General features: G+C 72.2%; 23 protein-coding genes. 2 read left to right on the plus strand and 21 right to left on the minus strand.

Going from position 1 to position 25,506, the window contains the following annotated elements:
* Nucleotides 1-11 precede the first annotated feature (11 nt).
* The 3 genes from rpe to fmt all read right to left on the minus strand — a co-directional run bounded on the left by rpe (nucleotide 12) and on the right by fmt (nucleotide 3,284).
* Nucleotides 12-695: a ribulose-phosphate 3-epimerase gene (gene rpe, locus OG361_RS07405; RefSeq protein WP_384566252.1), complete on the minus strand. Its 684-nt coding sequence runs from the start codon at nucleotides 693-695 to the stop codon at nucleotides 12-14.
* A gap of 163 nt (nucleotides 696-858) precedes the next feature.
* Nucleotides 859-2,271, minus strand: a complete 1,413-nt coding sequence (locus OG361_RS07410) for an RsmB/NOP family class I SAM-dependent RNA methyltransferase (RefSeq protein ID WP_405852545.1) — start codon at nucleotides 2,269-2,271, stop codon at nucleotides 859-861.
* An 80-nt stretch (nucleotides 2,272-2,351) separates the two neighbouring features.
* A complete protein-coding gene (gene fmt, locus OG361_RS07415) occupies nucleotides 2,352-3,284 on the minus strand; it encodes a methionyl-tRNA formyltransferase (RefSeq protein WP_405852546.1) in 933 nt (310 codons plus the stop codon).
* Between the two features lie 368 nt (nucleotides 3,285-3,652).
* Here fmt and OG361_RS07420 point away from each other — a divergent pair, with 368 nt between their 5' ends.
* Nucleotides 3,653-4,171, plus strand: a complete 519-nt coding sequence (locus tag OG361_RS07420; RefSeq protein ID WP_405852548.1) for a hypothetical protein — start codon at nucleotides 3,653-3,655, stop codon at nucleotides 4,169-4,171.
* A gap of 94 nt (nucleotides 4,172-4,265) precedes the next feature.
* On the opposite strand, the gene OG361_RS07425 is transcribed toward OG361_RS07420, so the two are convergent.
* The 14 genes from OG361_RS07425 to pyrR form a co-directional block, all read right to left on the minus strand.
* A complete protein-coding gene (locus OG361_RS07425) occupies nucleotides 4,266-6,404 on the minus strand; it encodes a primosomal protein N' (RefSeq protein WP_405852549.1) in 2,139 nt (712 codons plus the stop codon).
* Between the two features lie 102 nt (nucleotides 6,405-6,506).
* Nucleotides 6,507-7,715 carry a methionine adenosyltransferase gene (gene metK / locus OG361_RS07430; protein WP_405852550.1) on the minus strand — a complete coding sequence of 403 codons (1,209 nt, stop codon included), beginning with the start codon at nucleotides 7,713-7,715 and terminating at the stop codon, nucleotides 6,507-6,509.
* Between the two features lie 276 nt (nucleotides 7,716-7,991).
* Complete coding sequence (gene coaBC, locus OG361_RS07435; RefSeq protein WP_405852552.1) at nucleotides 7,992-9,203, minus strand: bifunctional phosphopantothenoylcysteine decarboxylase/phosphopantothenate--cysteine ligase CoaBC; 1,212 nt, start codon at nucleotides 9,201-9,203, stop codon at nucleotides 7,992-7,994.
* A 96-nt stretch (nucleotides 9,204-9,299) separates the two neighbouring features.
* Nucleotides 9,300-9,572, minus strand: coding sequence for a DNA-directed RNA polymerase subunit omega (gene rpoZ / locus OG361_RS07440; RefSeq protein WP_017242218.1), 273 nt, complete (start codon nucleotides 9,570-9,572; stop codon nucleotides 9,300-9,302).
* Nucleotides 9,573-9,635: 63 nt separating this feature from the next.
* Nucleotides 9,636-10,223 (minus strand): guanylate kinase, encoded by a 588-nt coding sequence (gmk, locus tag OG361_RS07445; protein WP_384566268.1) that lies wholly within the window; start codon nucleotides 10,221-10,223, stop codon nucleotides 9,636-9,638.
* A 49-nt stretch (nucleotides 10,224-10,272) separates the two neighbouring features.
* Nucleotides 10,273-10,596, minus strand: a complete 324-nt coding sequence (locus OG361_RS07450) for an integration host factor (protein WP_030204477.1) — start codon at nucleotides 10,594-10,596, stop codon at nucleotides 10,273-10,275.
* 330 nt (nucleotides 10,597-10,926) lie between these two features.
* On the minus strand, nucleotides 10,927-11,763 hold the full coding sequence (gene pyrF, locus OG361_RS07455; protein ID WP_405852553.1) for an orotidine-5'-phosphate decarboxylase: 837 nt from the start codon (nucleotides 11,761-11,763) through the stop codon (nucleotides 10,927-10,929).
* Nucleotides 11,760-12,869: a quinone-dependent dihydroorotate dehydrogenase gene (locus tag OG361_RS07460; protein ID WP_405852554.1), complete on the minus strand. Its 1,110-nt coding sequence runs from the start codon at nucleotides 12,867-12,869 to the stop codon at nucleotides 11,760-11,762. Before OG361_RS07460 ends, pyrF begins: the two co-directional genes overlap by 4 nt.
* A 76-nt stretch (nucleotides 12,870-12,945) precedes the next feature.
* The gene (gene carB / locus OG361_RS07465) at nucleotides 12,946-16,263 is read right to left on the minus strand and encodes a carbamoyl-phosphate synthase large subunit (RefSeq protein ID WP_405852556.1); all 3,318 of its coding nucleotides are present in this window, start codon (nucleotides 16,261-16,263) and stop codon (nucleotides 12,946-12,948) included.
* Entirely contained in the window at nucleotides 16,256-17,419 is a 1,164-nt protein-coding gene (gene carA / locus OG361_RS07470; protein WP_405852558.1) for a glutamine-hydrolyzing carbamoyl-phosphate synthase small subunit, read from the minus strand. The genes carB and carA overlap by 8 nt, the downstream gene beginning before the upstream one ends.
* Nucleotides 17,416-17,988 carry a hypothetical protein gene (locus OG361_RS07475; RefSeq protein ID WP_405852559.1) on the minus strand — a complete coding sequence of 191 codons (573 nt, stop codon included), beginning with the start codon at nucleotides 17,986-17,988 and terminating at the stop codon, nucleotides 17,416-17,418. Before OG361_RS07475 ends, carA begins: the two co-directional genes overlap by 4 nt.
* Nucleotides 17,985-19,271 (minus strand): dihydroorotase, encoded by a 1,287-nt coding sequence (locus OG361_RS07480; RefSeq protein WP_405852561.1) that lies wholly within the window; start codon nucleotides 19,269-19,271, stop codon nucleotides 17,985-17,987. Before OG361_RS07480 ends, OG361_RS07475 begins: the two co-directional genes overlap by 4 nt.
* 2 nt (nucleotides 19,272-19,273) lie before the next feature.
* The gene (locus OG361_RS07485; RefSeq protein WP_384566287.1) at nucleotides 19,274-20,263 is read right to left on the minus strand and encodes an aspartate carbamoyltransferase catalytic subunit; all 990 of its coding nucleotides are present in this window, start codon (nucleotides 20,261-20,263) and stop codon (nucleotides 19,274-19,276) included.
* 85 nt (nucleotides 20,264-20,348) lie between these two features.
* The gene (gene pyrR / locus OG361_RS07490; RefSeq protein WP_384566289.1) at nucleotides 20,349-20,912 is read right to left on the minus strand and encodes a bifunctional pyr operon transcriptional regulator/uracil phosphoribosyltransferase PyrR; all 564 of its coding nucleotides are present in this window, start codon (nucleotides 20,910-20,912) and stop codon (nucleotides 20,349-20,351) included.
* Nucleotides 20,913-21,157: 245 nt separating this feature from the next.
* Between pyrR and bldD the strand changes: the two genes are divergently transcribed.
* Nucleotides 21,158-21,658, plus strand: coding sequence for a transcriptional regulator BldD (gene bldD, locus OG361_RS07495; RefSeq protein WP_015032294.1), 501 nt, complete (start codon nucleotides 21,158-21,160; stop codon nucleotides 21,656-21,658).
* A gap of 381 nt (nucleotides 21,659-22,039) precedes the next feature.
* Here bldD and nusB read toward each other — a convergent pair whose 3' ends face one another.
* The 4 genes from nusB to OG361_RS07515 all read right to left on the minus strand — a co-directional run bounded on the left by nusB (nucleotide 22,040) and on the right by OG361_RS07515 (nucleotide 25,134).
* Nucleotides 22,040-22,477 carry a transcription antitermination factor NusB gene (nusB, locus tag OG361_RS07500; protein WP_384566291.1) on the minus strand — a complete coding sequence of 146 codons (438 nt, stop codon included), beginning with the start codon at nucleotides 22,475-22,477 and terminating at the stop codon, nucleotides 22,040-22,042.
* 2 nt (nucleotides 22,478-22,479) lie between these two features.
* The gene (gene efp, locus OG361_RS07505; RefSeq protein ID WP_384566294.1) at nucleotides 22,480-23,046 is read right to left on the minus strand and encodes an elongation factor P; all 567 of its coding nucleotides are present in this window, start codon (nucleotides 23,044-23,046) and stop codon (nucleotides 22,480-22,482) included.
* A 49-nt stretch (nucleotides 23,047-23,095) separates the two neighbouring features.
* On the minus strand, nucleotides 23,096-24,208 hold the full coding sequence (locus OG361_RS07510) for an aminopeptidase P family protein (protein ID WP_405852563.1): 1,113 nt from the start codon (nucleotides 24,206-24,208) through the stop codon (nucleotides 23,096-23,098).
* Nucleotides 24,209-24,276: 68 nt separating this feature from the next.
* Nucleotides 24,277-25,134 carry an AAA family ATPase gene (locus tag OG361_RS07515; protein WP_405862131.1) on the minus strand — a complete coding sequence of 286 codons (858 nt, stop codon included), beginning with the start codon at nucleotides 25,132-25,134 and terminating at the stop codon, nucleotides 24,277-24,279.
* Nucleotides 25,135-25,506: the final 372 nt, after the last annotated feature.

Raw genomic sequence — 25,506 nt, forward strand, 5'->3', positions numbered from 1 at the left:
TCGGCGGAGGCTCAGTGGCCACATGCCCACGCGGCGGAGGCCGTCGTGGCCTCGGCCCGGGCCCGCAGCGAGGCCACGGCCGCCGCCGGGTCCGCCGCGCCGTAGACCGCCGAGCCCGCGACGAAGACGTCGGCGCCGGCCTCGGCGCACCGCTCGATCGTGGACTCCGCGACCCCGCCGTCGACCTGGAGCCACAGCTCCAGACCGTGCTTGGAGATCAGCTCGCGGGTGCGGCGGATCTTGGGCAGCATGATGTCGAGAAAGGCCTGGCCGCCGAAGCCCGGCTCGACCGTCATGATCAGCAGCATGTCGAGCTCGGGGAGCAGGTCCTCGTAGGGCTCGATGGGCGTGGCAGGCTTGAGCGCCATCGAGGCGCGCGCGCCCTTGGCCCGGATCTCCCGGGCGAGCCGCACGGGAGCGGCCGCCGCCTCCACGTGGAAGGTCACCGACCCGGCGCCCGCCTCGACGTACTGGGGCGCCCAGCGATCGGGGTCCTCGATCATGAGGTGGCAGTCGAGCGGCGTCGAGGTCGCCCGCGCGAGCGACTCGACGATCGGCACGCCCAGCGTCAGGTTGGGCACGAAGTGGTTGTCCATCACGTCGACGTGCAGCCAGTCGGCACCGTCGACGGCCTTCGCCTCCTCGGCGAGCCGGGCGAAGTCCGCGGACAGGATGCTGGGGTTGATCTGCGCCATGTGCCAAGCCTCCCACGTTCTTGGGTACTTCTTTGCCGCTGCGCGGTTTCGGATCCGGTCCAGACCAGTTTCGGTACGAAGCGACGAGCCCTGGACCGGGACGGACCGGGAGAATGCGGTCAGGTGAGCGAAGGGGCGGACGGTCGGACGGCTCCCCGCGCCGTCAGACGGTGCGGCGCAGCAGCGCCAGGTACATGGCGTCCGTACCGTGCAGGTGCGGCCAGAGCTGGATGTCCGGGCCGTCGCCGAGCGCCGGCACGCCGGGCAGCAGCGGGCGGGCGTCGATCAGCTCGGCGCCGCCGACCTTCTTCAGGACGTCGTCGACGACCACGCGCGTCTCGGCCAGGTGCGGCGAACAGGTCGCGTACCCGACGATCCCGCCGACGCGCACGGCCCGCAGGGCCTCCGTGAGCAGTCCGCGCTGGAGCGGGGCGAAGCCGTCCAGGTCCTCGGGGCGGCGGCGCCAGCGGGCCTCCGGGCGGCGGCGCAGGGCGCCGAGACCCGAGCAGGGCACGTCCATCAGGACCCGGTCGAAGGAGCCGGGGCGCCACGGCGGGCGGGTGCCGTCGGCGGCGATGACCTGGTACGGGCCGGGGTTCCCGGCGAGCGCGCGCTCGACGAGGCGGGCGCGGTGGGGCTGCTTCTCGGAGGCGAGCAGGGCGGCACCCCGCTCGGAGGCCAGGGCGGCGAGGAGGGCGGCCTTGCCGCCGGGTCCCGCGCAGCCGTCGAGCCAGCGGGCGTCGGGTCCGTCGAGCGGCGCGTTGGCGAGGGCGAGGGCGACGAGCTGGCTGCCCTCGTCCTGGACACCGGCCCTGCCGTCCTTGACCGCCTCGATGGCGCCGGGCTCGCCGCCCTCGGCCATCCGGAGGGCGTACGGGGACCAGCGGCCCGGCAGCGTCTCGGTGGCCGCGGCGAGCTCCTCGGTGGTGGAGCGGCCGGGGCGGGCGACGAGGGTGACCTCGGGGCGCTCGTTGTCGGCCTCCAGGAGGTCCTCGATCCCGGCGCGGCCGCCGCCGAGGGCGTCCCAGAGCGCCGAGACGACCCAGCGGGGGTGCGAGTGGACGACGGCGAGGTGGTCCTCGGCGTCCTGGTCGTACGGCGGGGCGACCTGCGCCACCCAGGCGTCGAGGTCCTGCTGCGAGATCTTCCGCAGCACGGCGTTCACGAACTTCGCCCGCCCGTCGCCGAGCACCACCCGGGCGAGCTCGACGCTGGCGGAGACGGCGGCGTGGGTCGGGATCCGGGTCCCGAGCAGCTGGTGGGCGCCGAGCGCGAGCACGTCGAGGACGGGCGGGTCGACCTCGCGCAGCGGCCGGTCGATGCAGGCGGAGATGATCGCGTCGTACGTGCCCTGGCGGCGCAGCGTCCCGTAGACGAGCTCGGTCGCGAGGGCCGCGTCCCGCCCGTCGAAGTTCCCGCCCTCACGGGCCTTCTTCAGAAGGGGCGGCAGCACCAGGTTCGCGTAGGCGTCCCGCTCGTCCACCGCCCTCAGCGCCTCGAAGGCGAGCATCCGGACGGGGTCCTTCTGGGGCCTCCGGTAGGGCTTGTGGGGACGGCGACGTGCCTGCTCGCTCAAAGGTGCTCCGCGTGACGAAATGAAGAGGTCGAACCCTCCAAGACTACGTCCGCCGCGCTCCCACCCGCGCCCGGGTCGGCCTAGGCTCCCAGTCGCTCGCCCGGGGCGATGCGGACGCCACGGGCCCAGTCGGCGGCCTTCATCGGCTTCTTGCCCTGCGGCTGGACCCAGAGGAGCTCGACGGCGTACGAGCCGGTGCCCGCGTACACGTTGTTCTTGCCCACCGCCAGCTCGCCGGGGGCCAGGTTCGCGTGGTCCGGGAGGGGGGTGACCTGGATCAGCTTGAGGCGCTCGCCGCGGAAGACGGTCCAGGCACCGGGGGCCGGCGTGCAGCCGCGCACCACCCGGTCGACCCGGAGGGCGGGGGCGGCGAAGTCGACGTGCGCGTCCTCGACCTGGATCTTCGGGGCGAGGGTGATGCCCTCGACGGGCTGCGGGACGGCGTGCAGGGCGCCGTCCTCGATGCCGTCCATGGTCGCGGCGAGCAGACCGGCGCCCGCGAAGGCGAGCCGGGTCAGCAGGTCGCCGCTGGTGTCGGTCGGGCGGACGTCCTCGGTGACGACGCCGTAGACCGGGCCCGAGTCGAGGCCCTCCTCGATCAGGAAGGTGGACGCGCCCGTCACCTGGTCGCCCGCCATCAGGGAGTGCTGCACGGGCGCCGCGCCGCGCCAGGCGGGCAGCAGCGAGAAGTGCAGGTTGACCCAGCCCCGGGCGGGGATGTCGAGGGCGACCTTGGGGAGCAGCGCGCCGTAGGCGACGACCGGGCAGCAGTCGGGGGCGATCTCCCGCAGCCGGGCGAGGAAGTCCTCGTCGCGGGGCCTGGCCGGCTTGAGGACCTCGATCCCGGCCTCCTCGGCCCGCTGGGCCACCGGGCTGGCGACGAGCCGCCGGCCGCGCCCCGCCGGGGCGTCCGGCCGGGTGACCACGGCGGCCACCTCGTGCCGGCCGGAGGCGAGCAGGGCGTCCAGGGCGGGTACGGCGACCTCGGGGGTGCCTGCGAAGACGAGCTTCATGGGTGGCGGTTGCCTGTCTGTCCGGGGGCGTTGCGGGCGACGCACCAGTCTAGGGCGTGTGCCGAAAGCAGCGCCGTCCGCCCGAAGGGCAGGCGGGACTTTCGACACACGCCCCAGGGGCGTCCCGTCGGTCGGGCCCGATCGGGGAGTGGGGTCCGGTGCCGCGATCCCTGCCTGACCGGCGGGACTTCCCCCGGGCCGGGTCGCGAGGGGGCGTACGTGAGGACGAGCGCCCCGCGCATATGCGTGTACGCCCCCGCAGCGTGACCCAACTCCCGGTGGCGCGTTGGTCAAGAGAGATTGACCGAATCGGGTCGCCGTTCCCCCTGCGACCCGCACCCTTACACGCCGGTTCGAGAGGCTTTCACATGGCCGACCACGCAACCCACGACGCCCAAGCCCGGGCGAGTCTGCATCTGTTGGTGCGGGACATCGAGCGGGTCCGGCGGCAGGTGGACGCACTGCGCACGCTCACGGCCCAGCTGGGCAATGTCTACCGCCCCCGCCGCTCCGGTCCCTCGACGGGCTTCGTCGTCTACGGGCGCGCGCCCGCCCCGACCGTACGGCTCGCCCAGGAGCTGCGCGACAGCGTCGAGACCCTGGTGACCGCCGCGGTCGACTTCGACCGCTCGCTCGGCTTCTCGTGGGACGCGGTGGGTTCCGCGCTCGGTGTCACCAAGCAGGCCGTCCACCGCCGCTACGGTGCCCGCCGCGCGCCCCAGCCGGGCATCGCCGTGGACCAGGAGCACGCCGCGGAGCCGGGCGTGACCCGCACGCTCCCCTCGGTGCCCGCCGCCCGCTCCATGCCGCCGCAGCCCACCTCGGGCAGCGCCACGCTCCGCGAGGACGCACGCCCCTCGGCCTTCCACGGCCCGCGCAACGGCTGACCCGCGACCTCCCGACGGCCGCCCGCCCCTCCCGGGGCCGGCGGCCGTCGCGCATGCCGGGGCCCGAGCCGTCGCGCATGCCGGCCACGGGCCGTCAGCCGATGTCCGGCGGGTCCACGCGGATCCGCACCGGGTCCACGCCGCCGCGCGCGAGGCGGGCGGCCCGCGCCTGCTTGAGAGCCGCCGCGAGGGCCGCGCCGCTGCCCGGCGGCACCCGGACCAGGGCCCGGTCCCACTGCTCGCCCGGGGGCGGATCACCGGGCCGGCGCTGACCGCCGGGACGGACCACCGGCAGCGGCACCGGGCCGAGGACCTCGGCGTCGCCCGGCAGCCCGGCCGCCGCCAGGAAGCCTTCGACGGCCTCCGTCGGACCGGACACCGCCGCCATCCGGGAGACCGGCGGGAAGCCCAGCTCGGCCCGCTCGGCCAGCTCCCGCTGGGCATGCCCCACCGGGTCCCAGCGGACGAGCGCCTGGACCGGCCGGAGTGTCGGCTCGGCGACCACGACGACCGTGCCGCCCTCGGGCTGGCCCCGCACGAGCGAGGCCGCGTCGATCCAGCGGCGCAGGGCCTCCTCGCCCGCGCGGAGGTCGGGCCGGCCGAGCATGGCCCAGCCGTCGAGGAGCAGCGCGGCCGCGTAGCCGCCCTCGGCGACGGGTTCGGCGCCCGGGGTGGAGACGACGAGCGCGGGGCGCCCGGGCACGCTGTCCAGGATGTGGTCGCGCCCCGAGGTCCGCACCGGCACCGCGGGGAACGCCCGGCCGAGCTCCTCCGCCGTGCGCCGTGCACCGACGACCTGGGCGCGCAGCCGGTTCGAGCCGCAGGCCACGCAGTGCCAGTCGGGGGCTCCGCGCCCGCACCAGCCGCAGCGCAGCTCCTGCTGCTCGGGGGCTTCCAGGGGCCCGGCGCAGTGCCGGCAGCGGGCGGGCGTCCGGCAGCGCTCGCAGGCCAGCCGGGGTACGTATCCGCGCCGGGGGACCTGCACGAGCACCGGCCCGGTCTTCAGCCCCTCCCGTACGGTCTGCCAGGCCAGTGAGGGCAGCCGGGCGGCGCGCGCGGCCTCGTCGCGGGCCAGCTCGCCGTCGCCCACGGTCCGGATCAGGGGGGCGGCCCTGCGGACCTGCTCGCGTCCGGCGCCGAGCGCCTTGGCCCAGCCGGACTCGACCAGCTGGGCGGCCTCGACGGTGCAGCTCGTGCTGCCGAGGAGGAAGGCGCACCGGTCGTGGGCGGCGCGCAGCAGCAGCACCTCGCGCGCGTGGGGCTGCGGGGCGTGCGGCTCGCTGTGGCTGCCGTCGCCGTCGTCCCAGATGACGACGAGCCCGAGGTCCCGTACGGGGGCGAACATCGCGGCCCGGGTGCCGACGACGGCCCGCACGGAGCCGCGCCGTACGGCGAGCCACTGCGCGTACCGCTTCTCGGGGCCCGCCTCCGCGGTGAGCAGCGCGTGCCGGCCCTGCCCCAGGACCTCGGTCAGCGCCGCGTCGACCCGTCCGGCCGCGCGGCCGTCCGGTACGACGACGAGGGCGCCCCGGCCGGAGGCCAGGGTCGCGGCGACGGCCCGGGCGATCTCCTCGGCCCAGTGCGGCCCCGGGAGCGCGTTCCACACGGCCCGGGGCGCGCCGCCGCGGGCGAGGGAGTCCAGGAAGGCCGGCCCCCGCTCGTACCGCGTCCAGCTCGCCGGCTCCGGTGCCTGCGGCGGCGGCAGCGGCTCCGGCGAGGGCCGGCCCTCGGCGCGGGCGCTGCGCGGCGGCACGGCGAGCTGGAGCACGTCGGCGAGGCTGCCCGCGTACCGGTCGGCGACGGCGCGGGCGAGGCCGAGCAGCTCGGGGCCGAGCACCGGCTCGGGCGAGACGACGTCGGCGAGGGCGGCGAGCGGCCCGGAGTAGTCGGAGGTGGCCCGCCGCTCGACGAGGAAGCCGTCGATCAGCCGCCCGCCCTCGCGGCGCCCGTTCCTGACCTGATGGGCGCCCGCCCCGAAGCGGACCCGCACCCGCACCCCGGGGCGGGCGGTCTCGTCCAGCTCCTCGGGGACCGCGTAGTCGAAGAACTGGTCGAGGTGGAGCGAGCCCTTGTTCACGACGACCCGGGCGACGGGCAGCTCCTTGGCCAGCGCGGCCCCCCGCCAGGTCCGCGGCTTGGCCCGCGGCACGTTCGCCTTCCGCACGGTCTCCCGGATGAGCGCGAGCTGCTCGGGCCCGTCCGCGGTCTCGTCGTGCTCCTTCTCGCTGCTCACAGCCCCATACCTACCAGACGCCACCGACAGCCGGGCAGACGGAAGCCCGGCACCCCCGAGGGGTACCGGGCTTCCGTCACGTACGGCCGGGAATTCCGGGAACTACAGGCCGGCGGCGATCCTCAGCGCGTCCACGCGGTCCGTGCGCTCCCAGGTGAAGTCCGGCAGCTCGCGGCCGAAGTGGCCGTAGGCGGCGGTCTGGGAGTAGATCGGGCGGAGCAGGTCGAGGTCGCGGATGATCGCGGCCGGGCGGAGGTCGAAGACCTCGGCGATGGCGTTCTCGATCTTCTCGTTCTCGACGGTGTTGGTGCCGAAGGTCTCGACGAAGAGACCGACGGGCTCGGCCTTGCCGATCGCGTAGGCGACCTGGACCTCGCAGCGCGAGGCGAGGCCCGCGGCGACGACGTTCTTGGCGACCCAGCGCATGGCGTAGGCGGCCGAGCGGTCGACCTTGGACGGGTCCTTGCCGGAGAAGGCGCCGCCACCGTGGCGGGCCATGCCGCCGTAGGTGTCGATGATGATCTTGCGGCCGGTGAGGCCGGCGTCGCCCATCGGGCCGCCGATCTCGAAGCGGCCGGTCGGGTTCACGAGGAGGCGGTAGCCTTCGGTGTCGAGCTTGATGCCGTCGTCGACGAGCTGCTTGAGCACGTGCTCGACGACGAACTCGCGGATGTCGGGCGCGAGCAGCGACTCCAGGTCGATGTCCGAGGCGTGCTGCGAGGAGACGACGACCGTGTCGAGACGGACGGCCTTGTCGCCGTCGTACTCGATGGTGACCTGGGTCTTGCCGTCGGGGCGCAGGTACGGGATGGTGCCGTTCTTGCGGACCTCGGTCAGACGGCGCGACAGCCGGTGCGCGATGTGGATCGGCAGCGGCATCAGCTCGGGGGTCTCGTCCGACGCGTAGCCGAACATCAGGCCCTGGTCGCCGGCGCCCTGCTTGTCCAGCTCGTCCTCATCGCCCTCGACCCGCTTCTCGTACGCGGTGTCGACACCCTGCGCGATGTCCGGGGACTGCGATCCGATGGACACCGAGACGCCGCAGGAGGCGCCGTCGAAGCCCTTCTTCGAGGAGTCGTAGCCGATCTCGAGGATCTTGTTCCGGACGAGGGTGGGGATGTCCGCCCACGCCTTGGTGGTCACCTCACCGGCGACGTGCACGAGGCCGGTGGTGATCAGCGTCTCGACAGCGACGCGAGAGGTGGGGTCCTCGCGCAGCAGCGCGTCGAGGATGGTGTCGCTGATCTGGTCAGCGATCTTGTCGGGGTGACCCTCGGTGACTGACTCCGAGGTGAACAGACGACGGGACACAACGCTCCCTGGGGTTGCAGCGGCTGCTGGCTACTCGATACGGACCGGCAGGGGGCTGCCCCCCGCGACGTTCCACGAACAGTCTATCGGTCACGGTCGGGCAATGGACCAGGTGTCTCGCCTGACGAATGGTCGTGGACGGGCGAAACCGGCCTCAGGCAAGGAAGAGCCGTCTCCACGAGTGGGGCGCAAATCACTCGTAGGTCGGCGTTTCTCGCCACCTCAGGGTGACAATCGCGCCAAGGACGCGGTCCAACCCCGGGCGGGCCGGATCCGTCAGGTCAGAGAGCGCAGGCGCGGCAGGACCAGGTCCCAGACCGTCTCGGCCAGCGCTTCCTTGGGGCCGTACGGTACGGGGGTCTCGGCGCCGTCGGCCGCAAGCACCACGGCCTCGTTCTCCTCGGAACCGAAGGTCTTGCGCTCCCCCACCTCGTTGACGACGAGCAGGTCGCAGCCCTTGCGGCGGAGCTTCTCGCGCCCGTTGGCGAGGACGTCGTCGGTCTCGGCGGCGAAGCCCACGACCACCTGACCGGGCAGGGCGCGGTCGGCGGAGAGCTCGGCGAGGACGTCGGGGTTGCGGACGAGTTCGACCGTCGGCGCTCCCCCGTCGTCCTTCTTCTTGATCTTCCCGGTGGCGTAGACGGCCGGGCGGAAGTCGGCGACGGCCGCCGCCATCACCACGGCGTCGGCGTCGGCCACCGCCTTCAGGACGGCCTCGCGGAGCTGGAGGGCGGTGCCGACGTGGACCACGTCGACGCCGGCCGGGTCGGGGATGCCGGTGTTCGCCTCGACGAGCGTGACCCGGGCGCCCCGGGCGGCGGCGGCCCTGGCGAGGGCGTAGCCCTGCTTGCCGGAGGAGCGGTTGCCCAGGTAGCGGACGGGGTCGAGGGGCTCTCGCGTGCCGCCCGCGCTGACCACCACATGGCGTCCGGCGAGGTCGGGGGCGGCCGTGCCGCGCGCCAGGATCCTGCGGCAGACCTCGAAGATCTCCGCCGGATCGGGCAGTCGGCCCTTGCCGGTGTCGACGCCGGTGAGGCGGCCCACGGCGGGCTCGATGACGACGGCGCCGCGGCGGCGCAGGGTGGCCACGTTCTCCTGGGTCGCCGGGTGCTCCCACATCTCGGTGTGCATGGCGGGGGCGAAGACGACGGGACAGCGCGCGGTGAGGAGCGTGTTGGTGAGGAGGTCGTCGGCGAGGCCGTGGGCGGCCTTGGCGAGCATGTCGGCGGTGGCGGGGGCGACGACGACGAGGTCGGCGCCCTGGCCGATGCGGACGTGCGGCACCTCGTGGACGGACTCCCACACCTCGGTGGAGACGGGGTGGCCGGAGAGCGCGGACCAGGTCGCCGCGCCGACGAAGTGGAGGGCGGAGTCGGTGGGCACGACGCGGACGTCGTGGCCCGACTCGGTGAGCCGGCGCAGCAGCTCGCACGCCTTGTAGGCGGCGATGCCGCCGCTGACCCCCAGAACGACCTTCGGCTTCGTCACCACTGCCACTCCCCGCACTCGGATGCGTACGACTCCATGAGACACCAAAGGCCCGGCGGTTGTTCCGCCGGGCCTTGGGTGACAAGCGTTACGTGCTTACTGCGCCGGGCCCTCGATGGCCTCCGACGTCAGCAGACCCGCGTTGATCTCCCGCAGGGCGATCGAGAGCGGCTTCTCGTGGACGTGGGTGTCGACGAGCGGACCCACGTACTCCAGCAGGCCCTCGCCGAGCTGGGAGTAGTACGCGTTGATCTGACGCGCGCGCTTGGCGGCGTAGATCACGAGGCTGTACTTCGAGTCGGTTGCCTCGAGCAGCTCGTCGATCGGCGGGTTGATGATGCCCTCGGGCGCGGTCATGGAAGAGGACACGCTCTACCTTCCGAAGATGGAGAAAAAGAGTCAGACAAGTGCTGGGGTCGGGGGCCCGCGGTGTCAGCCGCTAATGTCCGGGTCCCCTGAAGACAGCACCATCAACGTTAGCAGCTCACGCGCGACGTCCTCGACGGAGGTGTTGACGAGCGTGGTGTCAAACTCCGCTTCGGCGGCCAGCTCGACCTTCGCGGCCTCCAGCCGGCGCGCGATGACCTCGGGCGACTCGGTGCCGCGGCCGGTGAGCCGGCGGACCAGCTCGTCCCAGCTCGGCGGGGCCAGGAAGACCAGCTGTGACTCGGACATCGAGTCCTTGACCTGACGCGCCCCCTGGAGGTCGATCTCCAGGAGTACGGGCTCGCCGGAGTCGAGGCGGTCGAGGACCGCACGTCGCGGGGTGCCGTAGCGGTTGCCCGCGAACTCGGCCCATTCGAGGAGTTCACCGTTGGCGATCAGCTTGTCGAACTCGTCGTCCGTGACGAAGAAATAGTGGACGCCGTGCTTCTCGCCGGGGCGGGGCTTCCGTGTCGTGGCCGACACCGAGAGCCAGACCTCGGGGTGGACCTTGCGCATATGAGCGACGACCGTGCTCTTACCGACCCCTGAGGGGCCGGAGAGCACGGTCAGCCGCGGACGTACCTCTGCTGCCATGCAGCGATTATTCCAGCTTTACCGGTGTGCCCGGGACGCGTGTCCCGGATCAGGCGCCGGTGCTGCCGAACTCCCGCTCCAGGGAGGCGATCTGGTTGGAGCCGAGACCGCGGACCCGGCGGCTCTCGGAGATGCCGAGGCGCTCCATGATCTGCTTGGCGCGGACCTTGCCCACGCCGGGCAGGGACTCCAGCAGCGCGGAGACCTTCATCTTGCCGATGACGTCGTTCTCCTGGCCGGTCTTGATGACCTCGTGGAGGGAGGCGCCGGAGTGCTTGAGTCGATTCTTGACCTCGGCCCGCTCCCGGCGAGCCGCGGCGGCCTTCTCGAGCGCGGCTGCGCGCTGTTCAGGGGTAAGGGGCGGAAGAGCCACGCCTACGTCACCTCGGATGTCGATCTGTCGGATACGGACCGGTGAGGAACCTAGCGCCCCACACCAGTGGAGCAACGTGCAACGGAGTGGCCGTTGAACGCCTGCTCTGCCCCGGAGACTAGCGGCCGAGGCCGCTCCAGTCAGCGGGAACAGCGGAAAAGTCCTGGTCAGCATCGACCGACCAGGACTTTTCCGGCAAAACGACCCTGTTTTGAGCCAAGATTTCGTCAAGTGGTGAGACGGCCCGGTGAGACGGGTCGTCTCACCGGGCCGATCCGCTCCCACCTGCGGATTGACCGCGAGCCCGGCGCGGACCCCGCGCGGACCCGATTACGCGCCGACGGCCGCGCGGATCTCGTCCGCGTACCGGTCCGCCGAGGACCGCAGGGCGGACGCGTCCGGACCGTGACGGAGAACACCTCGGCTGACGTTCGGGACGACGTTGCGGACCGCGGCGCCGAAGACGGCGGGGAGATCGGCCGGCGTCGCGCCCTGGGCGCCGATGCCGGGGGCGAGGAGCGGCCCGTTGATGTCCAGGTCGAAGGAGGAGAGATCGCCGAGGGTGGCCCCGACGACCGCGCCGAAGGAGCCCATGGGGGTCTCCCCCGCGTTCTCCTCGGCGAGGTGGGCCAGCATGGTCGCGCCGATGGTCCGGCCGTCCTCGCGCACGGCCCGCTGGACCTCGGCACCCTCCGGGTTCGAGGTGAGCGCCAGGACGAAGAGACCGGCCCCGGACTCCCGGGCCAGGTCGACGGCCGGCTTCAGGGAGCCGTAGCCGAGGTACGGGGAGACCGTGAGCGCGTCCGAGAAGAGCGGGGAGTCCTTGCGCAGGAAGGTCTCCGCGTAGGCGGCCATCGTGGAGCCGATGTCGCCGCGCTTGGCGTCCATGACGACCAGGCCGCCCGCCGCGCGCAGATCGGCGACCGCGCGCTCCAGGACGGCGATGCCGCGCGAGCCGAAGCGCTCGAAGAAGGCGGACTGCGGCTTGAAGACGGCCACGGTGTCGGCGAGCGCCTCGACGACGGTGAAGGTGAAGCGCTCCAGGCCGGCGATGTCGTCCGTCAGGCCCCAGGAGTCGAGCAGGGCGGCGTGCGGGTCGATGCCGACGCAGAGGGGGCCGCGCTCGTCCATGGCGGAGCGCAGACGGGTACCGAAGGAGAGGGTCACTTGGCGGCCTTTCGGGAGTCGGCGCCGACGGCCTCGGCGAGGGTGGCGTAGGGGGAGGCGGCGAGGCGCGCGGCGAGGCCCTTGTGGATCGCGCGGGCGTAGAACGGGCCTTCGTAGATGAAGGCGCTGTATCCCTGGATCAGGGTGGCACCGGCGAGGATGCGCTGCCAGGCGTCCTCGGCGTTCTCGATGCCGCCGACGCCCACGAGGACCAGCCGGTCCCCCACGCGCGCGTGGAGGCGGCGCAGGACGGCCAGGGAGCGCTCCTTGACGGGCGCGCCGGAGAGGCCGCCGGTCTCCTTGACCAGAGCCGGGTCCGAGGTCAGGCCGAGGCCCTCGCGGGCGATCGTGGTGTTGGTGGCGATGATGCCGTCGAGGCCGAGCTCCAGGGCGAGGTCGGCGACCGCGTCGACGTCCTCGTCGGCCAGGTCGGGGGCGATCTTGACGAGGAGGGGGACCCGGCGGTCGGTGACCGCGCGGTCGGCCGCTTCCCGTACCGCCGTGAGCAGCGGGCGCAGGGACTCGGTGGCCTGGAGGTTGCGCAGCCCCGGGGTGTTCGGCGAGGAGACGTTCACGACCAGGTAGTCGGCGTGCGCGGCGAGGCGCTCGGTGGACTTCACGTAGTCCGCGGCGGCCTCGGCCTCCGGGACGACCTTGGTCTTGCCGATGTTGACGCCGACGACGGTCCGGAAGACCGGTACGCGCGCGTGGAGGCGTTCGGCGACGGCCGCGGAGCCCTCGTTGTTGAAGCCCATGCGGTTGATCAGGGCGCGGTCCGGGACCAGCCGGAAGAGTCGCTTCTTGGGGTTGCCGGGCTGGGCCTCGCCGGTGACCGTGCCGATCTCGACGTGATCGAAGCCGAGCATGGCCATGCCGTCGATCGCGACGGCGTTCTTGTCGAAGCCGGCGGCGAGACCGAACGGGCCGTGCATCCGCAGGCCGAGGGCCTCGGTGCGCAGCTCCTTGTACCGGGGCGCGAGGACGGCGGCGACGAAGGTGCGGAGGACCGGGACGCGGGCCGCCAGTCGGATCCAGCGGAAGGCCAGGTAGTGGGCCTTCTCGGGGTCCATGCGCTTGAAGACGAGGTCGAAGAAGAACTTGTACATGCGGGAAGTCCAGGTGTGCTCATGAAGAGGGGGACACCGCGGTGTCTCCGGTGTCCCCCCTGCTTCGTACGGGCTGCTAGTCGCGGGCCGCGGTCAGATGCTCCGCGTGTTCCTGGAGCGAGCGGACGCCGACGTCGCCGCGGTTGAGCGCGTCGATGCCCTGGACGGCGGCGGCGAGCGCCTGGACCGTGGTGAGGCACGGGACGCTGCGCGCCACCGCGGCCGTACGGATCTCGTAGCCGTCGAGGCGGCCGCCGGTGCCGTACGGGGTGTTGACGATCAGGTCGACCTGGCCGTCGTGGATCAGCTGGACGATCGTCTTCTCGCCGTTCGGGCCCTCGCCCTCGCTGAGCTTGCGCACGATCGTGGCGTTGATGCCGTTGCGCTTGAGGACCTCGGCGGTGCCGGAGGTGGCGAGCAGCTCGAAGCCGTGGGCGACGAGCTCGCGGGCCGGGAAGATCATCGAGCGCTTGTCGCGGTTGGCGACGGAGATGAACGCGCGGCCCTTGGTGGGCAGCGGGCCGTAGGCGCCGGCCTGCGACTTGGCGTACGCCGTGCCGAAGACCGCGTCGATGCCCATGACCTCGCCGGTGGAGCGCATCTCCGGGCCGAGGACGGTGTCGACGCCGCGGCCGTGGATGTCGCGGAAGCGCGACCACGGCATCACGGCCTCCTTGACGGAGATCGGCGCGTCGATCGGCAGGGTGCCGCCGTCGCCGTTCTTCGGCAGCAGGCCCTCGGCGCGCAGCTCGGCGATGGTGGCGCCGAGCGAGATGCGGGCGGCGGCCTTCGCGAGCGGCACGGCGGTCGCCTTCGAGGTGAAGGGGACGGTCCGGGAGGCGCGCGGGTTGGCCTCGAGCACGTACAGGATGTCGCCGGCCATGGCGAACTGGATGTTGATCAGTCCGCGGACGCCGACGCCCTTGGCGATGGCCTCGGTGGAGATGCGCAGGCGCTTGATGTCGTAGCCGCCGAGGGTGATCGGGGGCAGGGCGCAGGCCGAGTCGCCGGAGTGGATGCCGGCCTCCTCGATGTGCTCCATGACGCCGCCGAGGTAGAGCTCCTCGCCGTCGTAGAGCGCGTCGACGTCGATCTCGATGGCGTCGTCGAGGAAGCGGTCGACCAGGACCGGCCGGGTGGGGCTGATCTCGGTGGACTCGGCGATGTACGACTCGAGGCGGGTCTCGTCGTACACGATCTCCATGCCGCGGCCACCGAGCACGTACGACGGGCGCACGAGGACGGGGTAGCCGATCTCGTCGGCGATGGCCTTGGCTCCGGCGAAGGTGGTCGCGGTGCCGTGCTTGGGGGCCGGGAGGCCGGCCTCGGCGAGGACCTGGCCGAAGGCGCCGCGGTCCTCGGCGGCGTGGATGGCCTCCGGCGGGGTGCCGACGACCGGCACGCCGTTGTCCTTGAGCGCCTGCGACAGACCCAGCGGGGTCTGGCCGCCGAGCTGGACGACGACACCGGCGACGGGGCCGGCCAGCGTCTCCGCGTGGACGATCTCCAGCACGTCCTCGAGCGTCAGCGGCTCGAAGTACAGGCGGTCGGAGGTGTCGTAGTCCGTCGAGACGGTCTCCGGGTTGCAGTTGACCATCACGGTCTCGTAGCCCGCGTCGCTCAGGGCGAAGGAGGCGTGGACGCAGGAGTAGTCGAACTCGATGCCCTGGCCGATGCGGTTCGGGCCGGAGCCCAGGATGATCACCGCGGGCTTGGTGCGCGGGGCGACCTCGCTCTCCTCGTCGTACGAGGAGTAGAAGTACGGGGTCTTCGCGGCGAACTCGGCGGCGCAGGTGTCGACCGTCTTGTAGACCGGGCGGACGCCGAGGGCGTGCCGGACCTCGCGGACGACGTCCTCGCGCAGGCCGCGGATCTCGGCGATCTGGGCGTCGGAGAAGCCGTGGCGCTTGGCCTCGGCGAGGATCTCGGGCTCGAGCTTCTCGGCGGCGGCCAGCTCGTCGGCGATCTCCTTGATCAGGAAGAGCTGGTCGACGAACCACGGGTCGATCCTCGTGGCGTCGAAGACCTCCTCCGGGGTGGCTCCGGCTCGGATGGCCTGCATGACGGTGTTGATGCGGCCGTCGGTCGGGCGGACCGACTCGCGCAGCAGCTCTTCCTTCGACATGGACGCGGTCGGGTCACCGACGAAGGTGAACTGCGAGCCCTTCTTCTCCAGGGAGCGCAGGGCCTTCTGGAGCGCCTCGGTGAAGTTCCGGCCGATCGCCATGGCCTCGCCGACCGACTTCATGGTCGTGGTCAGCGTGGAGTCGGCGGAGGGGAACTTCTCGAAAGCGAAGCGCGGGGCCTTGACAACGACGTAGTCGAGCGTGGGCTCGAAGGACGCCGGGGTCTTCTCCGTGATGTCGTTCGGGATCTCGTCCAGCGTGTAGCCGACGGCGAGACGGGCCGCGATCTTCGCGATCGGGAAGCCGGTCGCCTTGGAGGCGAGCGCCGAGGAGCGGGAGACGCGCGGGTTCATCTCGATGACGATGATCCGGCCGTCGACCGGGTCGATCGCGAACTGGATGTTGCAGCCGCCGGTGTCGACGCCGACCTCGCGGATGATCGCGATGCCGATGTCGCGCAGCCGCTGGTACTCGCGGTCGGTGAGCGTCATCGCCGGGGCGACGGTGATCGAGTCACCGGTGTGGACGCCCATGGGGTCGAAGTTCTCGATGGAGCAGACGACCACGACGTTGTCGTTCTTGTCGCGCATCAGCTCCAGCTCGTACTCCTTCCAGCCGAGGATGGACTCCTCCAGGAGCACCTCGGTGGTCGGGGAGAGCGTGAGGCCCTGGCCGGCGATGCGGCGCAGCTCGTCCTCGTCGTGGGCGAAGCCGGAGCCGGCGCCGCCCATGGTGAAGGAGGGGCGGACGACGACGGGGTAGCCGCCGAGCGTCTCGACGCCCTGGATGACGTCGTCCATCGAGTGGCAGATGACCGAGCGGGCGGACTCGCCGTAGCCGATCTTGGCCTTGACGGCCTCGACGACGCCCTTGAAGAGGTCGCGGTCCTCGCCCTTGTTGATGGCCTCGACGTTGGCGCCGATGAGCTCGACGCCGTACTTCTCCAGGACGCCCTGCTCGTGCATGGAGATCGCGGTGTTGAGCGCGGTCTGGCCGCCGAGGGTGGGCAGGAGGGCGTCGGGGCGCTCCTTGGCGATGATCTTCTCGACGAACTCGGGGGTGATCGGCTCGACGTACGTGGCGTCGGCGATCTCCGGGTCGGTCATGATCGTGGCCGGGTTGGAGTTGACCAGGATGACCCGCAGGCCCTCGGCCTTGAGGATGCGGCAGGCCTGGGTGCCGGAGTAGTCGAACTCTGCGGCCTGTCCGATGACGATCGGGCCGGAGCCGATGACCAGGACGGACTGGATATCGGTGCGCTTAGGCACGCTCGGCCTCCATCAGGGATACGAAGCGGTCGAAGAGGTACGCGGCGTCGTGCGGGCCGGCGGCCGCCTCGGGGTGGTACTGGACGGAGAAGGCCGGCTGGTCGAGCAGCTGGAGGCCTTCGACGACGTCGTCGTTGAGGCAGACGTGGGAGACCTCGGCACGCCCGAAGGGGGTGTCGGAGACCTTGTCGAGGGGCGCGTCGACGGCGAAGCCGTGGTTGTGCGCGGTGACCTCGACCTTGCCGGTGGTGCGGTCCTGGACCGGCTGGTTGATGCCTCGGTGGCCGTACTTCAGCTTGTAGGTGCCGAAGCCGAGGGCGCGGCCGAGGATCTGGTTGCCGAAGCAGATGCCGAAGAGCGGCGTCCTGCGCTCCAGGACGGCGCGCATGACGGCGACGGGGCCGTCGGCGGTGGCCGGGTCGCCCGGGCCGTTGGAGAAGAAGACACCGTCCGGCTCGACCGCGTAGATGTCCTCGGCGGTGGCGGTGGCGGGCAGCACGTGGACCTCGATGCCGCGCTCGGCCATCCGGTGCGGGGTCATGCCCTTGATGCCGAGGTCGACGGCGGCGACGGTGAACTTCTTCGTACCGATCGCGGGGACGACGTACGTCTCCTTGGTGGCGACCTCGGCGGAGAGGTTCGCGCCCTTCATCTGGGGCTGCTCCTGGACCTTCGCGAGGAGCGCCTCGTCGCGGACGCCGCTCCAGGCGTCGCCGGAGAAGATGCCGACGCGCATGGCGCCGCGCTCGCGCAGGTGGCGGGTGAGGGCGCGGGTGTCGATGCCGGAGATGCCGACGACGCCCTGGCGCTCCAGCTCCTCGTCCAGCGAGCGCTGGGCGCGCCAGTTGGAGGAGACGCGGGCGGGGTCGCGGACGACGTAGCCGGAGACCCAGATGCGGCCGGACTCGGGGTCCTCGTCGTTGACGCCGGTGTTGCCGACGTGCGGGGCGGTCATGACCACGACCTGGCGGTGGTACGACGGGTCGGTGAGGGTCTCCTGGTAGCCGGTCATGCCGGTGGAGAACACGGCCTCGCCGAAGGTCTCCCCCACGGCCCCGTAGGCGCGGCCGCGGAAGATGCGGCCGTCCTCCAGGACGAGTACGGCGGGAGCAGCCTTGTGCCTCTGAGAGGCGACTCCCTGGATGGAGGTCGTCATCGTGCGATGCCTTCCGTCGTGTTGATCATGGAGTTGATGTCTTCCACCCAGGCGGTGTGTTCGGCCGCCCGGTCGGAGCGGAAGCCGGAGTCGAGCAGCTTCTCGCCGTGGGCCCAGGTGACGATCAGCAGGCCGCCCTCGGCGAGGACCTTGCCGGCGATGCCCTTGTCGAGGCGGGCCTCGCGGAGGGCCTCGGCCGGGATGAAGAAGTCGTTCGCCCCGGGGCGTACGACCTCGATCCCGGCGTCGGTGAGCGTGAGCTCGACGCGGCTGCGGGTGCCGAGGCCGTGGGCGACGATCCGGTCGAGCCACTGCCCGGCGGTCGTGGACCCGTGGTAGCGCCCGCTGAGAGTCAGTCTCGTCTCACCGGGGGCCTCCGGCGCGGTGGGCAGCTCGGGCAGGTCCGACTGGAGGCTGCCGCGCCACTTCCATCCCTGGCGCATGAGCCAGTAGACGAAGACGACGAAGAGCAGCAGTCCGGCGACCCAGCCGATCCGTCCGGCCCAGTCGGTCACCTCCGCCGACTTCTGATCCGCTGCCTCTGCGGCGATTGCGATGAGTGGTGTCACGCCAGCTTCCCGTCCACGACCGTTGCACGGCCCCGCAGGATGGTGTGGGTGACGCGTCCCGGCAGCTCACGACCCTCGTAGGGGGTGTTGCGGCTGCGGGAGGCGAAGTCCGCGGGGTCCACGACACCACGGTAAGCCGGATCGACCAGCGTCAGGTTCGCGGGCTCACCAGCCGAGACGGGTCGTCCGTGGCCCTTGGCCCGTCCGATGCGCGCCGGGGCGAAGGACATCCGGTCGGCGACGCCGGCCCAGTCGAGGAGGCCCGTCTCGACCATCGTCTGCTGGACGACGGAGAGGGCGGTCTCCAGGCCGACCATGCCCATGGCGGCCGCGGCCCACTCGCAGTCCTTGTCCTCGTGCGGGTGCGGGGCGTGGTCGGTGGCGACGATGTCGATCGTGCCGTCGGCCAGCGCCTCGCGCAGCGCGAGGACGTCCTTCTCGGTGCGCAGCGGCGGGTTGACCTTGTAGACGGGGTTGTACGAGCGGACCAGCTCGTCCGTGAGGAGGAGGTGGTGCGGGGTGACCTCGGCGGTGACGTCGATGCCGCGGGACTTGGCCCAGCGGACGATCTCGACGGAGCCCGCGGTGGAGAGGTGGCAGATGTGGACGCGGGAGCCGACGTGCTCGGCGAGGAGGACGTCGCGGGCGATGATCGACTCCTCGGCCACGGCCGGCCAGCCGCCGAGACCGAGCTGCGCCGAGACGACGCCCTCGTTCATCTGGGCGCCCTCGGTGAGGCGGGGCTCCTGGGCGTGCTGGGCGACGACGCCGTCGAAGGCCTTCACGTACTCCAGGGCGCGGCGCATGATCACGGCGTCGTCGACGCACTTGCCGTCGTCGGAGAAGACGGTGACGCCGGCGGCGGAGTCGTGCATGGCGCCGAGCTCGGCGAGCTTCTTGCCCTCCAGGCCGACGGTGACGGCGCCGATGGGCTGCACGTCGCAGTAGCCGGACTCCTTGCCGAGCCGGTAGACCTGCTCGACGACACCGGCGGTGTCGGCGACCGGGTGGGTGTTGGCCATGGCGAAGACGGCGGTGTAGCCGCCGGAGGCGGCGGCGCGGGTGCCGGTGAGGACGGTCTCGGAGTCCTCGCGGCCGGGCTCGCGCAGGTGGGTGTGGAGGTCGACCAGGCCGGGCAGCAGGATCCGGCCCTCGGCCTCGATGACCGTCGCGCCCTCGGCCGACAGGCCCGTACCGACCTCTGCGATGGTCTCGCCGTCGATCAGGACGTCCTGGGCCTCGCCGCCGAGTACCTTCGCACCACGGATAAGGATCTTGCTCATGGTTACTTGCTCTCCTCGGTGCGGGTGGTGCTGGGGGCGGGGGCGGCGGAGTCGTTGCCGCCGAGCAGCAGGTAGAGGACGGCCATCCGGATCGAGACGCCGTTGGCGACCTGCTCGATCACCGTGCAGCGGTCGGAGTCGGCGACCTCGGCGGTGATCTCCATGCCGCGGACCATGGGCCCGGGGTGCATGACGATGGCGTGCTCGGGCATCTTCGCCATCCGGTCGCCGTCGAGCCCGTACCGGCGCGAGTACTCACGCTCGGTGGGGAAGAAGGCGGCGTTCATCCGCTCGCGCTGCACACGCAGCATCATCACCGCGTCGGACTTCGGCAGCACCCTGTCGAGGTCGTACGAGATCTCGCAGGGCCAGGTCTCGACGCCGACGGGGACCAGGGTCGGCGGGGCCACCAGGGTGACCTCGGCGCCGAGGGTGTGCAGGAGGTCGACGTTGGAGCGGGCGACCCGGCTGTGCAGGACGTCGCCGACGATCGTGATGCGCCGGCCGGCCAGGTCCTTGCCGAGGCCCGCGTCACGGCCGACCAGGCGGCGGCGCATGGTGAAGGCGTCGAGGAGGGCCTGGGTGGGGTGCTGGTGGGTGCCGTCGCCGGCGTTGACGACGGGGGCGTCGATCCAGCCGGAGGTGGCGAGGCGGTACGGGGCGCCGGAGGCGCCGTGGCGGATGACGACCGCGTCGACGCCCATGGCCTCCAGGGTCTGCGCGGTGTCCTTGAGGGACTCGCCCTTGGAGACGCTGGAGCCCTTGGCCGCGAAGTTGATCACGTCGGCGGAGAGGCGCTTCTCGGCGGCCTCGAAGGAGATCCGGGTCCGGGTGGAGTCCTCGAAGAAGAGGTTGCAGATGGTCCGGCCGCGCAGGGCGGGCAGCTTCTTGATGGGCCGGTCGGCCACCCGGGCCATCTCCTCGGCGGTGTCGAGGATCAGGACGGCGTCGTCGCGGGTGAGGTCGGCGGCCGAGATGAGGTGACGCATCATCGGGGTTTCTCTCCGTGGTGGGGAGGTGTGCGGGCATGCGGGAGCGCAGGGGTGTGCCCCGGGTCCCGCGGGGAGGCCGGTCCGGCTAGGAGGCGGTCTTGGAACCGAGCAGGACGGTGTCGCGACCGTCTTCCTCGGCGAGCTGCACCTTGACCGTCTCCCGCAGCGACGTGGGGAGGTTCTTGCCGACGTAGTCGGCGCGGATCGGAAGTTCGCGGTGGCCGCGGTCGACGAGGACCGCGAGCTGGACGGCGCGCGGGCGGCCGATGTCGCCGAGGGCGTCGAGGGCGGCGCGGATGGTGCGGCCGGAGAAGAGGACGTCGTCCACGAGGACGACGAGGCGGCCGTCGATGCCGTCACCGGGAATGTCGGTGCGGCCGAGGGCGCGCGCGGGCTTCAGCCGCAGGTCGTCCCGGTACATGGTGATGTCGAGTGAACCGACCGGGATCTTGGCGCCGGTGATCGATTCGAGCTTCTCGGCGAGCCGGCGGGCCAGGAAGACACCGCGGGTGGGAATGCCGAGGAGAACCACGTCGTCCGCGCCCTTGGCGCGCTCGACGATCTCGTGGGCGATGCGGGTAAGGACCCGCGCGATGTCCGGGGCCTCGAGAACGGGCCTGGCGTCATCGTTGTACTGCTGAGCGTCCATGGGAAACGGACCTCCTTCTCCGCCTCACGGGACGGCTCTTAAAGGACGTCGGATTTGCGCGGTCAACGATACCAGGGGCGGTCGGGCGCGCCCCCGGGGCCCCTGCCGCCACTCCGGGCGCCGTCCCCCGGGAGGGGGCGGTACGGACCTTTCGGCTTGACGGGAAAGAGTAACGCTGCGTAACCTCACAGTGAGTTACCAGCCGCGCGGCGCAGCCGCATGTCGTCACAGCGTCCGGGAGCGTTATGTCCAGCGAATACGCAAAGCAGCTCGGGGCCAAACTCCGTGCCATCCGCACCCAGCAGGGTCTTTCCCTCCACGGGGTGGAGGAGAAGTCCCAGGGCCGCTGGAAGGCCGTCGTGGTCGGCTCGTACGAGCGTGGTGACCGCGCGGTGACCGTGCAGCGTCTTGCCGAGCTGGCCGACTTCTACGGGGTGCCGGTGCAGGAGCTCCTGCCGGGCACGACCCCGGGCGGGGCCGCCGAGCCGCCGCCGAAGCTGGTCCTGGACCTGGAGCGCCTCGCCCACGTCCCCCAGGAGAAGGCCGGCCCCCTCCAGCGCTACGCGGCGACGATCCAGTCGCAGCGCGGCGACTACAACGGCAAGGTGCTGTCGATCCGTCAGGACGACCTGCGCACGCTCGCCGTCATCTACGACCAGTCCCCCTCGGTCCTCACCGAGCAGCTGATCAGCTGGGGCGTCCTCGACGCGGACGCGCGCCGCGCGGTCGCCCACGAGGAGAACTGACCCTCCGCTGCCCTTACGAGGCAACAGCAGAAACGTACCGCCGGGCCCGTGGACGTCATCCGACGTCCACGGGCCCGGTGTTTTCCCCGGCCTGTACGGACGCTCACAGGCCCGGTGCCTTCGCCGGCCTGTACGGACGCTCACGAGCCCGGTGCCTTCGCCGACCCGTACGGACGCTCACAGGCCCGGTGCTTTCCCCGGCCCGTACGGACGCTCACAGGCCCGGTGCCTTCGCCGACCTGTACAGGGGCGCTCACGGGCTCCAGGCGCCCCCCAGGGCCTTCCGGGAGCCTCCGGTGTCCCCCTGGAGCCGGACGCGTCGAAGGGGCCCGCAGCGCGTGCGCTGCGGGCCCCTTCGACGGCGGGTGACGTCCTGCGGACTCAGACGTCCGCGTCCCGGCGCAGACGCGGCTTCAAGTCCTTGAAGCGCGCCAGCAGACCGTTGACGAAGTTCGGGGACTCGTCGGTGGAGAACTCCTTGGCGAGCTGCACCGCCTCGTCGATCGCGACCGCGTCCGGCGTGCCGTCCTCCCAGATCAGCTCGTACGCGCCGAGGCGCACGATGTTCCGGTCGGCGACCGGCATCCGGTCGAGGTCCCAGTCCACCGCATAGGTGGCGATGAGCTCGTCGATGCGCGCGACGTGCGCCGCGTACCCCTCGACCAGCTGCATGGTGAAGTCGGTGACCGGCGGCTGACGGTCGTCCGACCGCGCGAGCCGGACCTGGTCCGCGAGGACCTCCTGGACGGAGGCGTCGCGCTGGTCGGCCTCGAAGAGGATCTGGAAGGCCCGCTTGCGGGCCTTGCTCCGAGCGGCCACGGTTAGTCGTTCACCCGGCCGAGGTAGTCGCTGCTGCGCGTGTCGACCTTGATCTTCTCACCGGTGGTGATGAAGAGCGGGACCTGGATCTCGTGGCCGGTCTCCAGCGTGGCGGGCTTGGTGCCACCGGTGGAGCGGTCGCCCTGGACGCCCGGGTCGGTGTGCTGGATCGTCAGCACGACGGCGGCGGGGAGCTCGACGTAGAGCACCGAGCCCTCGTGCTGCGCGACCGAGGCGGTGAAGCCCTCGATCAGGAAGTTGGCCGCGTCGCCGACGGACTTGCGGTCGACGTGCAGCTGGTCGTAGGTCTCCATGTCCATGAAGACGAAGTAGTCGCCGTCCATGTAGGAGAACTGCATGTCGCGGCGGTCGATGGTGGCCGTCTCGACCTTCACACCGGCGTTGAAGGTCTTGTCGACGACCTTGCCGGACAGCACGTTCTTGAGCTTGGTGCGCACGAAGGCCGGGCCCTTGCCGGGCTTGACGTGCTGGAACTCGACGACGGACCAGAGCTGGCCGCCTTCGAGCTTGAGCACCATGCCGTTCTTGAGGTCGTTCGTGGAAGCCACGGTTGCGGAATCTCCTGGACTGACGTGGGACCGAGGAGGCGTACGCGCCTTACAGCGCGAGCAGCTCCTTGGTCGTGATGGTGAGTAGCTCGGGTCCGCCGTCCGCCTCCTGGCGCACGACGAGCGTGTCATCGATCCGGACCCCGCCCCGGCCCGGGAGGTGGACCCCCGGTTCGACGGTGACCGGCACACAAGCGTCCAGTTTACCCATGGCCGAGGGTGAGAGCTGCGGGTCCTCGTCGATTTCGAGCCCGACCCCGTGCCCGGTGAGGGGCACGGCGGCCTCCGCGTGGCCTCCGGAGTCCAGGATCTGGCGGGCCGCCCGGTCCACGTCCCGGTACTCGGCACCCGGCGCGAGGGACTCGCGTCCGGCCCGCTGAGCGGCGAAGACGAGGTCGTACAGCTCGATCTGCCAGTCGGCGGGGGTCGTGCCGATGACGAAGGTGCGGCCGATCTCGCACCGGTAGCCGCGGTAGTCGGCGCCGAGGCAGACGGAGAGGAAATCACCCTCCTCGACCCGGCGGTCGGTGGGCCGGTGCCCGCGGCGCCCCGAGTGCGGGCCGGTCGCCACCGAGGTGGGGAAGGCGGCCCCGTCGGCGCCGTGGTCGACGAGCCGTCGTTCCAGTTCCAGGGCGAGGTGGCGCTCGGTCCGCCCCACCAGGATCGACTCCAGGAGCTCGCCGAGGGCCTGGTCGGCGATCTCGGCGGCGATCCGCAGACAGGCGATCTCGTCCTCGTCCTTGACGATCCTGAGCTGTTCGACGGCGCAGGAGAGGTCGGTGAGGTGGAGTCCGGGCGCGATCGAGCCCATCGCGCGGTGCCGGGCCACGGTCAGGTCGTGCTCCTCGACGGCGAGCGCGTCGGCGCCCGCCCGGCGGGCGAGGTCGGCGGCCGCGACCGCGGGATCACCACCCCCGGTAGGAAGGACCTGTTGTCGGAGCAGCTCGTCGAGCCGGCCGTCGGCCGGCTCGCCACCGGGCGCGACGGGGCAGAGCAGGACGTCCGAGGCCGGCTCGGGGCCGACGAACAGGACGGCTCCGGCGGGCGAACCGCCCGCGAGATAGCGGACGTTGGCGGGGCGGGAGACCAGGGCCGCCGGGCTGCCCGCGGCCGCGCACCGATCGCGCAGCCGTACACGGCGGTCCGCATACACCTCTGACATGCTCCGAGCCTACGAGGAGCTCGGCGCGGTGGCCTGTTCTGTGCGGCCGACCGTGCGGGACCCGGGGGTCACCAGGCGGGCGGGCTCGCTATCGCGCGGGCGAGGACGTCGTCGAGCACCCGCGCGGTGGTCTCGACGTCGTACGTGGAGTTGTCGATGATCGGCAGGCCCGAGCCGTACCAGCCTGCCATCCGGCCGTGGATCGCGGCGACCTCCTCGTCGGAGAGACGCCGGTTGCCGCTGCGCTCGGCGTTGCGCTCCAGGACGATCTCCAGGCCCGGCAGGAGGACGACGGGCAGCAGCCCGGGGCCGACGTGGCGCTTCCAGCCGCCGAGTCCGACGACGGGCCGGTCGGGGAAGACCGCGTCGTCGACGATGCAGGAGATGCCGTTGGCGAGGTAGTTGCGCGCGGCGAAGCCGCAGGTGCGGCGGGCGAGCCGGTACTGCGCCTCGGAGTGCTCGTTCCACCCGGATTGCGGGTCGGCGAAGCCGGAGCAGACCCACTCGCGCACGTCGTCGAGGCTGATGTGCGCGGTGGGCACGCGGCGGCGCTGCGCCCAGTGGCGGGCGACGGTCGTCTTGCCTGCGCCCGCGGGGCCGATGAGCAGGACGGCGAGGGTCGCGGTGCCGGTCCCCGTGCCGTGCTCCGCGGGCGGCGCGAGCGGCGCGCTCACGGGAGGCAGCGGGACGTGACCGGTGAGGTCCGCGCGAGGGAGCGGCGGGGGGCCCGGCCGCTGGGGTGAGGCCGGCGGCTGCGGGGCGGCCGCGTGCTGCGGCACGGCTCCGTGCTGGGGTACAGGTCCGTGCTGCGGTACGGCTCCGGGGGCGCCCCAGCCCGGCCCGCCGGGGCCCGGCGCGGGCGCCGCGGGGTGCGGGGGCGCCGGATGCGGGGGCCGGGGGGCGCTCGACTGGAGGGTGGGGTGCACGCCGAGCCGGGAACCGGCGGGCGATGCCTGGGCCGGGTACGGGGCGGCCTGCGGGGGCGCAGGCGGAACGGGCGGGTGCGCGCCCTGGGCGCCGCCCGCCGCTCCCGAGGCCTGCCCGGTGACCGGCCCCGCCACGGGAGGACCGGACACGGATCCCGCCGTGGCTCCTGCCACGGGAGGCACGGGTCCTGCCGCGGGCCCTGTCGCGGGTCCGGGGGCGGGCGCCTGGCCCGGCGACTGCTCGGGCGGTGGCAGCGGGCCCCCCACTGCGTGCTGCATCCGGTGCCACTCCGTCTCGTACGACTGACTGATGAATCCGTGACGCCGGAACGTTACCGCCCCCGGCCCCCACAGGGGGAACGGCCGGGGGCG

Origin of the sequence: Streptomyces sp. NBC_00090, from assembly GCF_045160815.1 — a bacterium.
In the GTDB taxonomy this organism is placed as follows: Bacteria; Actinomycetota; Actinomycetes; order Streptomycetales; family Streptomycetaceae; genus Streptomyces.

What these genes read in the sequence shown, in the direction of transcription:
- rpe (WP_384566252.1), bottom strand. Translation starts at nt 695, where the DNA reads ATGGCGCAGATCAACCCCAGCATCCTGTCCGCGGACTTCGCCCGGCTC.
- fmt (WP_405852546.1), bottom strand. Translation starts at nt 3,284, where the DNA reads ATGAAGCTCGTCTTCGCAGGCACCCCCGAGGTCGCCGTACCCGCCCTG.
- OG361_RS07420 (WP_405852548.1), top strand. Translation starts at nt 3,653, where the DNA reads ATGGCCGACCACGCAACCCACGACGCCCAAGCCCGGGCGAGTCTGCAT.
- gmk (WP_384566268.1), bottom strand. Translation starts at nt 10,223, where the DNA reads ATGGCAGCAGAGGTACGTCCGCGGCTGACCGTGCTCTCCGGCCCCTCA.
- OG361_RS07460 (WP_405852554.1), bottom strand. Translation starts at nt 12,869, where the DNA reads ATGTACAAGTTCTTCTTCGACCTCGTCTTCAAGCGCATGGACCCCGAG.
- carA (WP_405852558.1), bottom strand. Translation starts at nt 17,419, where the DNA reads ATGACGACCTCCATCCAGGGAGTCGCCTCTCAGAGGCACAAGGCTGCT.
- OG361_RS07480 (WP_405852561.1), bottom strand. Translation starts at nt 19,271, where the DNA reads ATGAGCAAGATCCTTATCCGTGGTGCGAAGGTACTCGGCGGCGAGGCC.
- OG361_RS07485 (WP_384566287.1), bottom strand. Translation starts at nt 20,263, where the DNA reads ATGATGCGTCACCTCATCTCGGCCGCCGACCTCACCCGCGACGACGCC.
- pyrR (WP_384566289.1), bottom strand. Translation starts at nt 20,912, where the DNA reads ATGGACGCTCAGCAGTACAACGATGACGCCAGGCCCGTTCTCGAGGCC.
- bldD (WP_015032294.1), top strand. Translation starts at nt 21,158, where the DNA reads ATGTCCAGCGAATACGCAAAGCAGCTCGGGGCCAAACTCCGTGCCATC.
- OG361_RS07510 (WP_405852563.1), bottom strand. Translation starts at nt 24,208, where the DNA reads ATGTCAGAGGTGTATGCGGACCGCCGTGTACGGCTGCGCGATCGGTGC.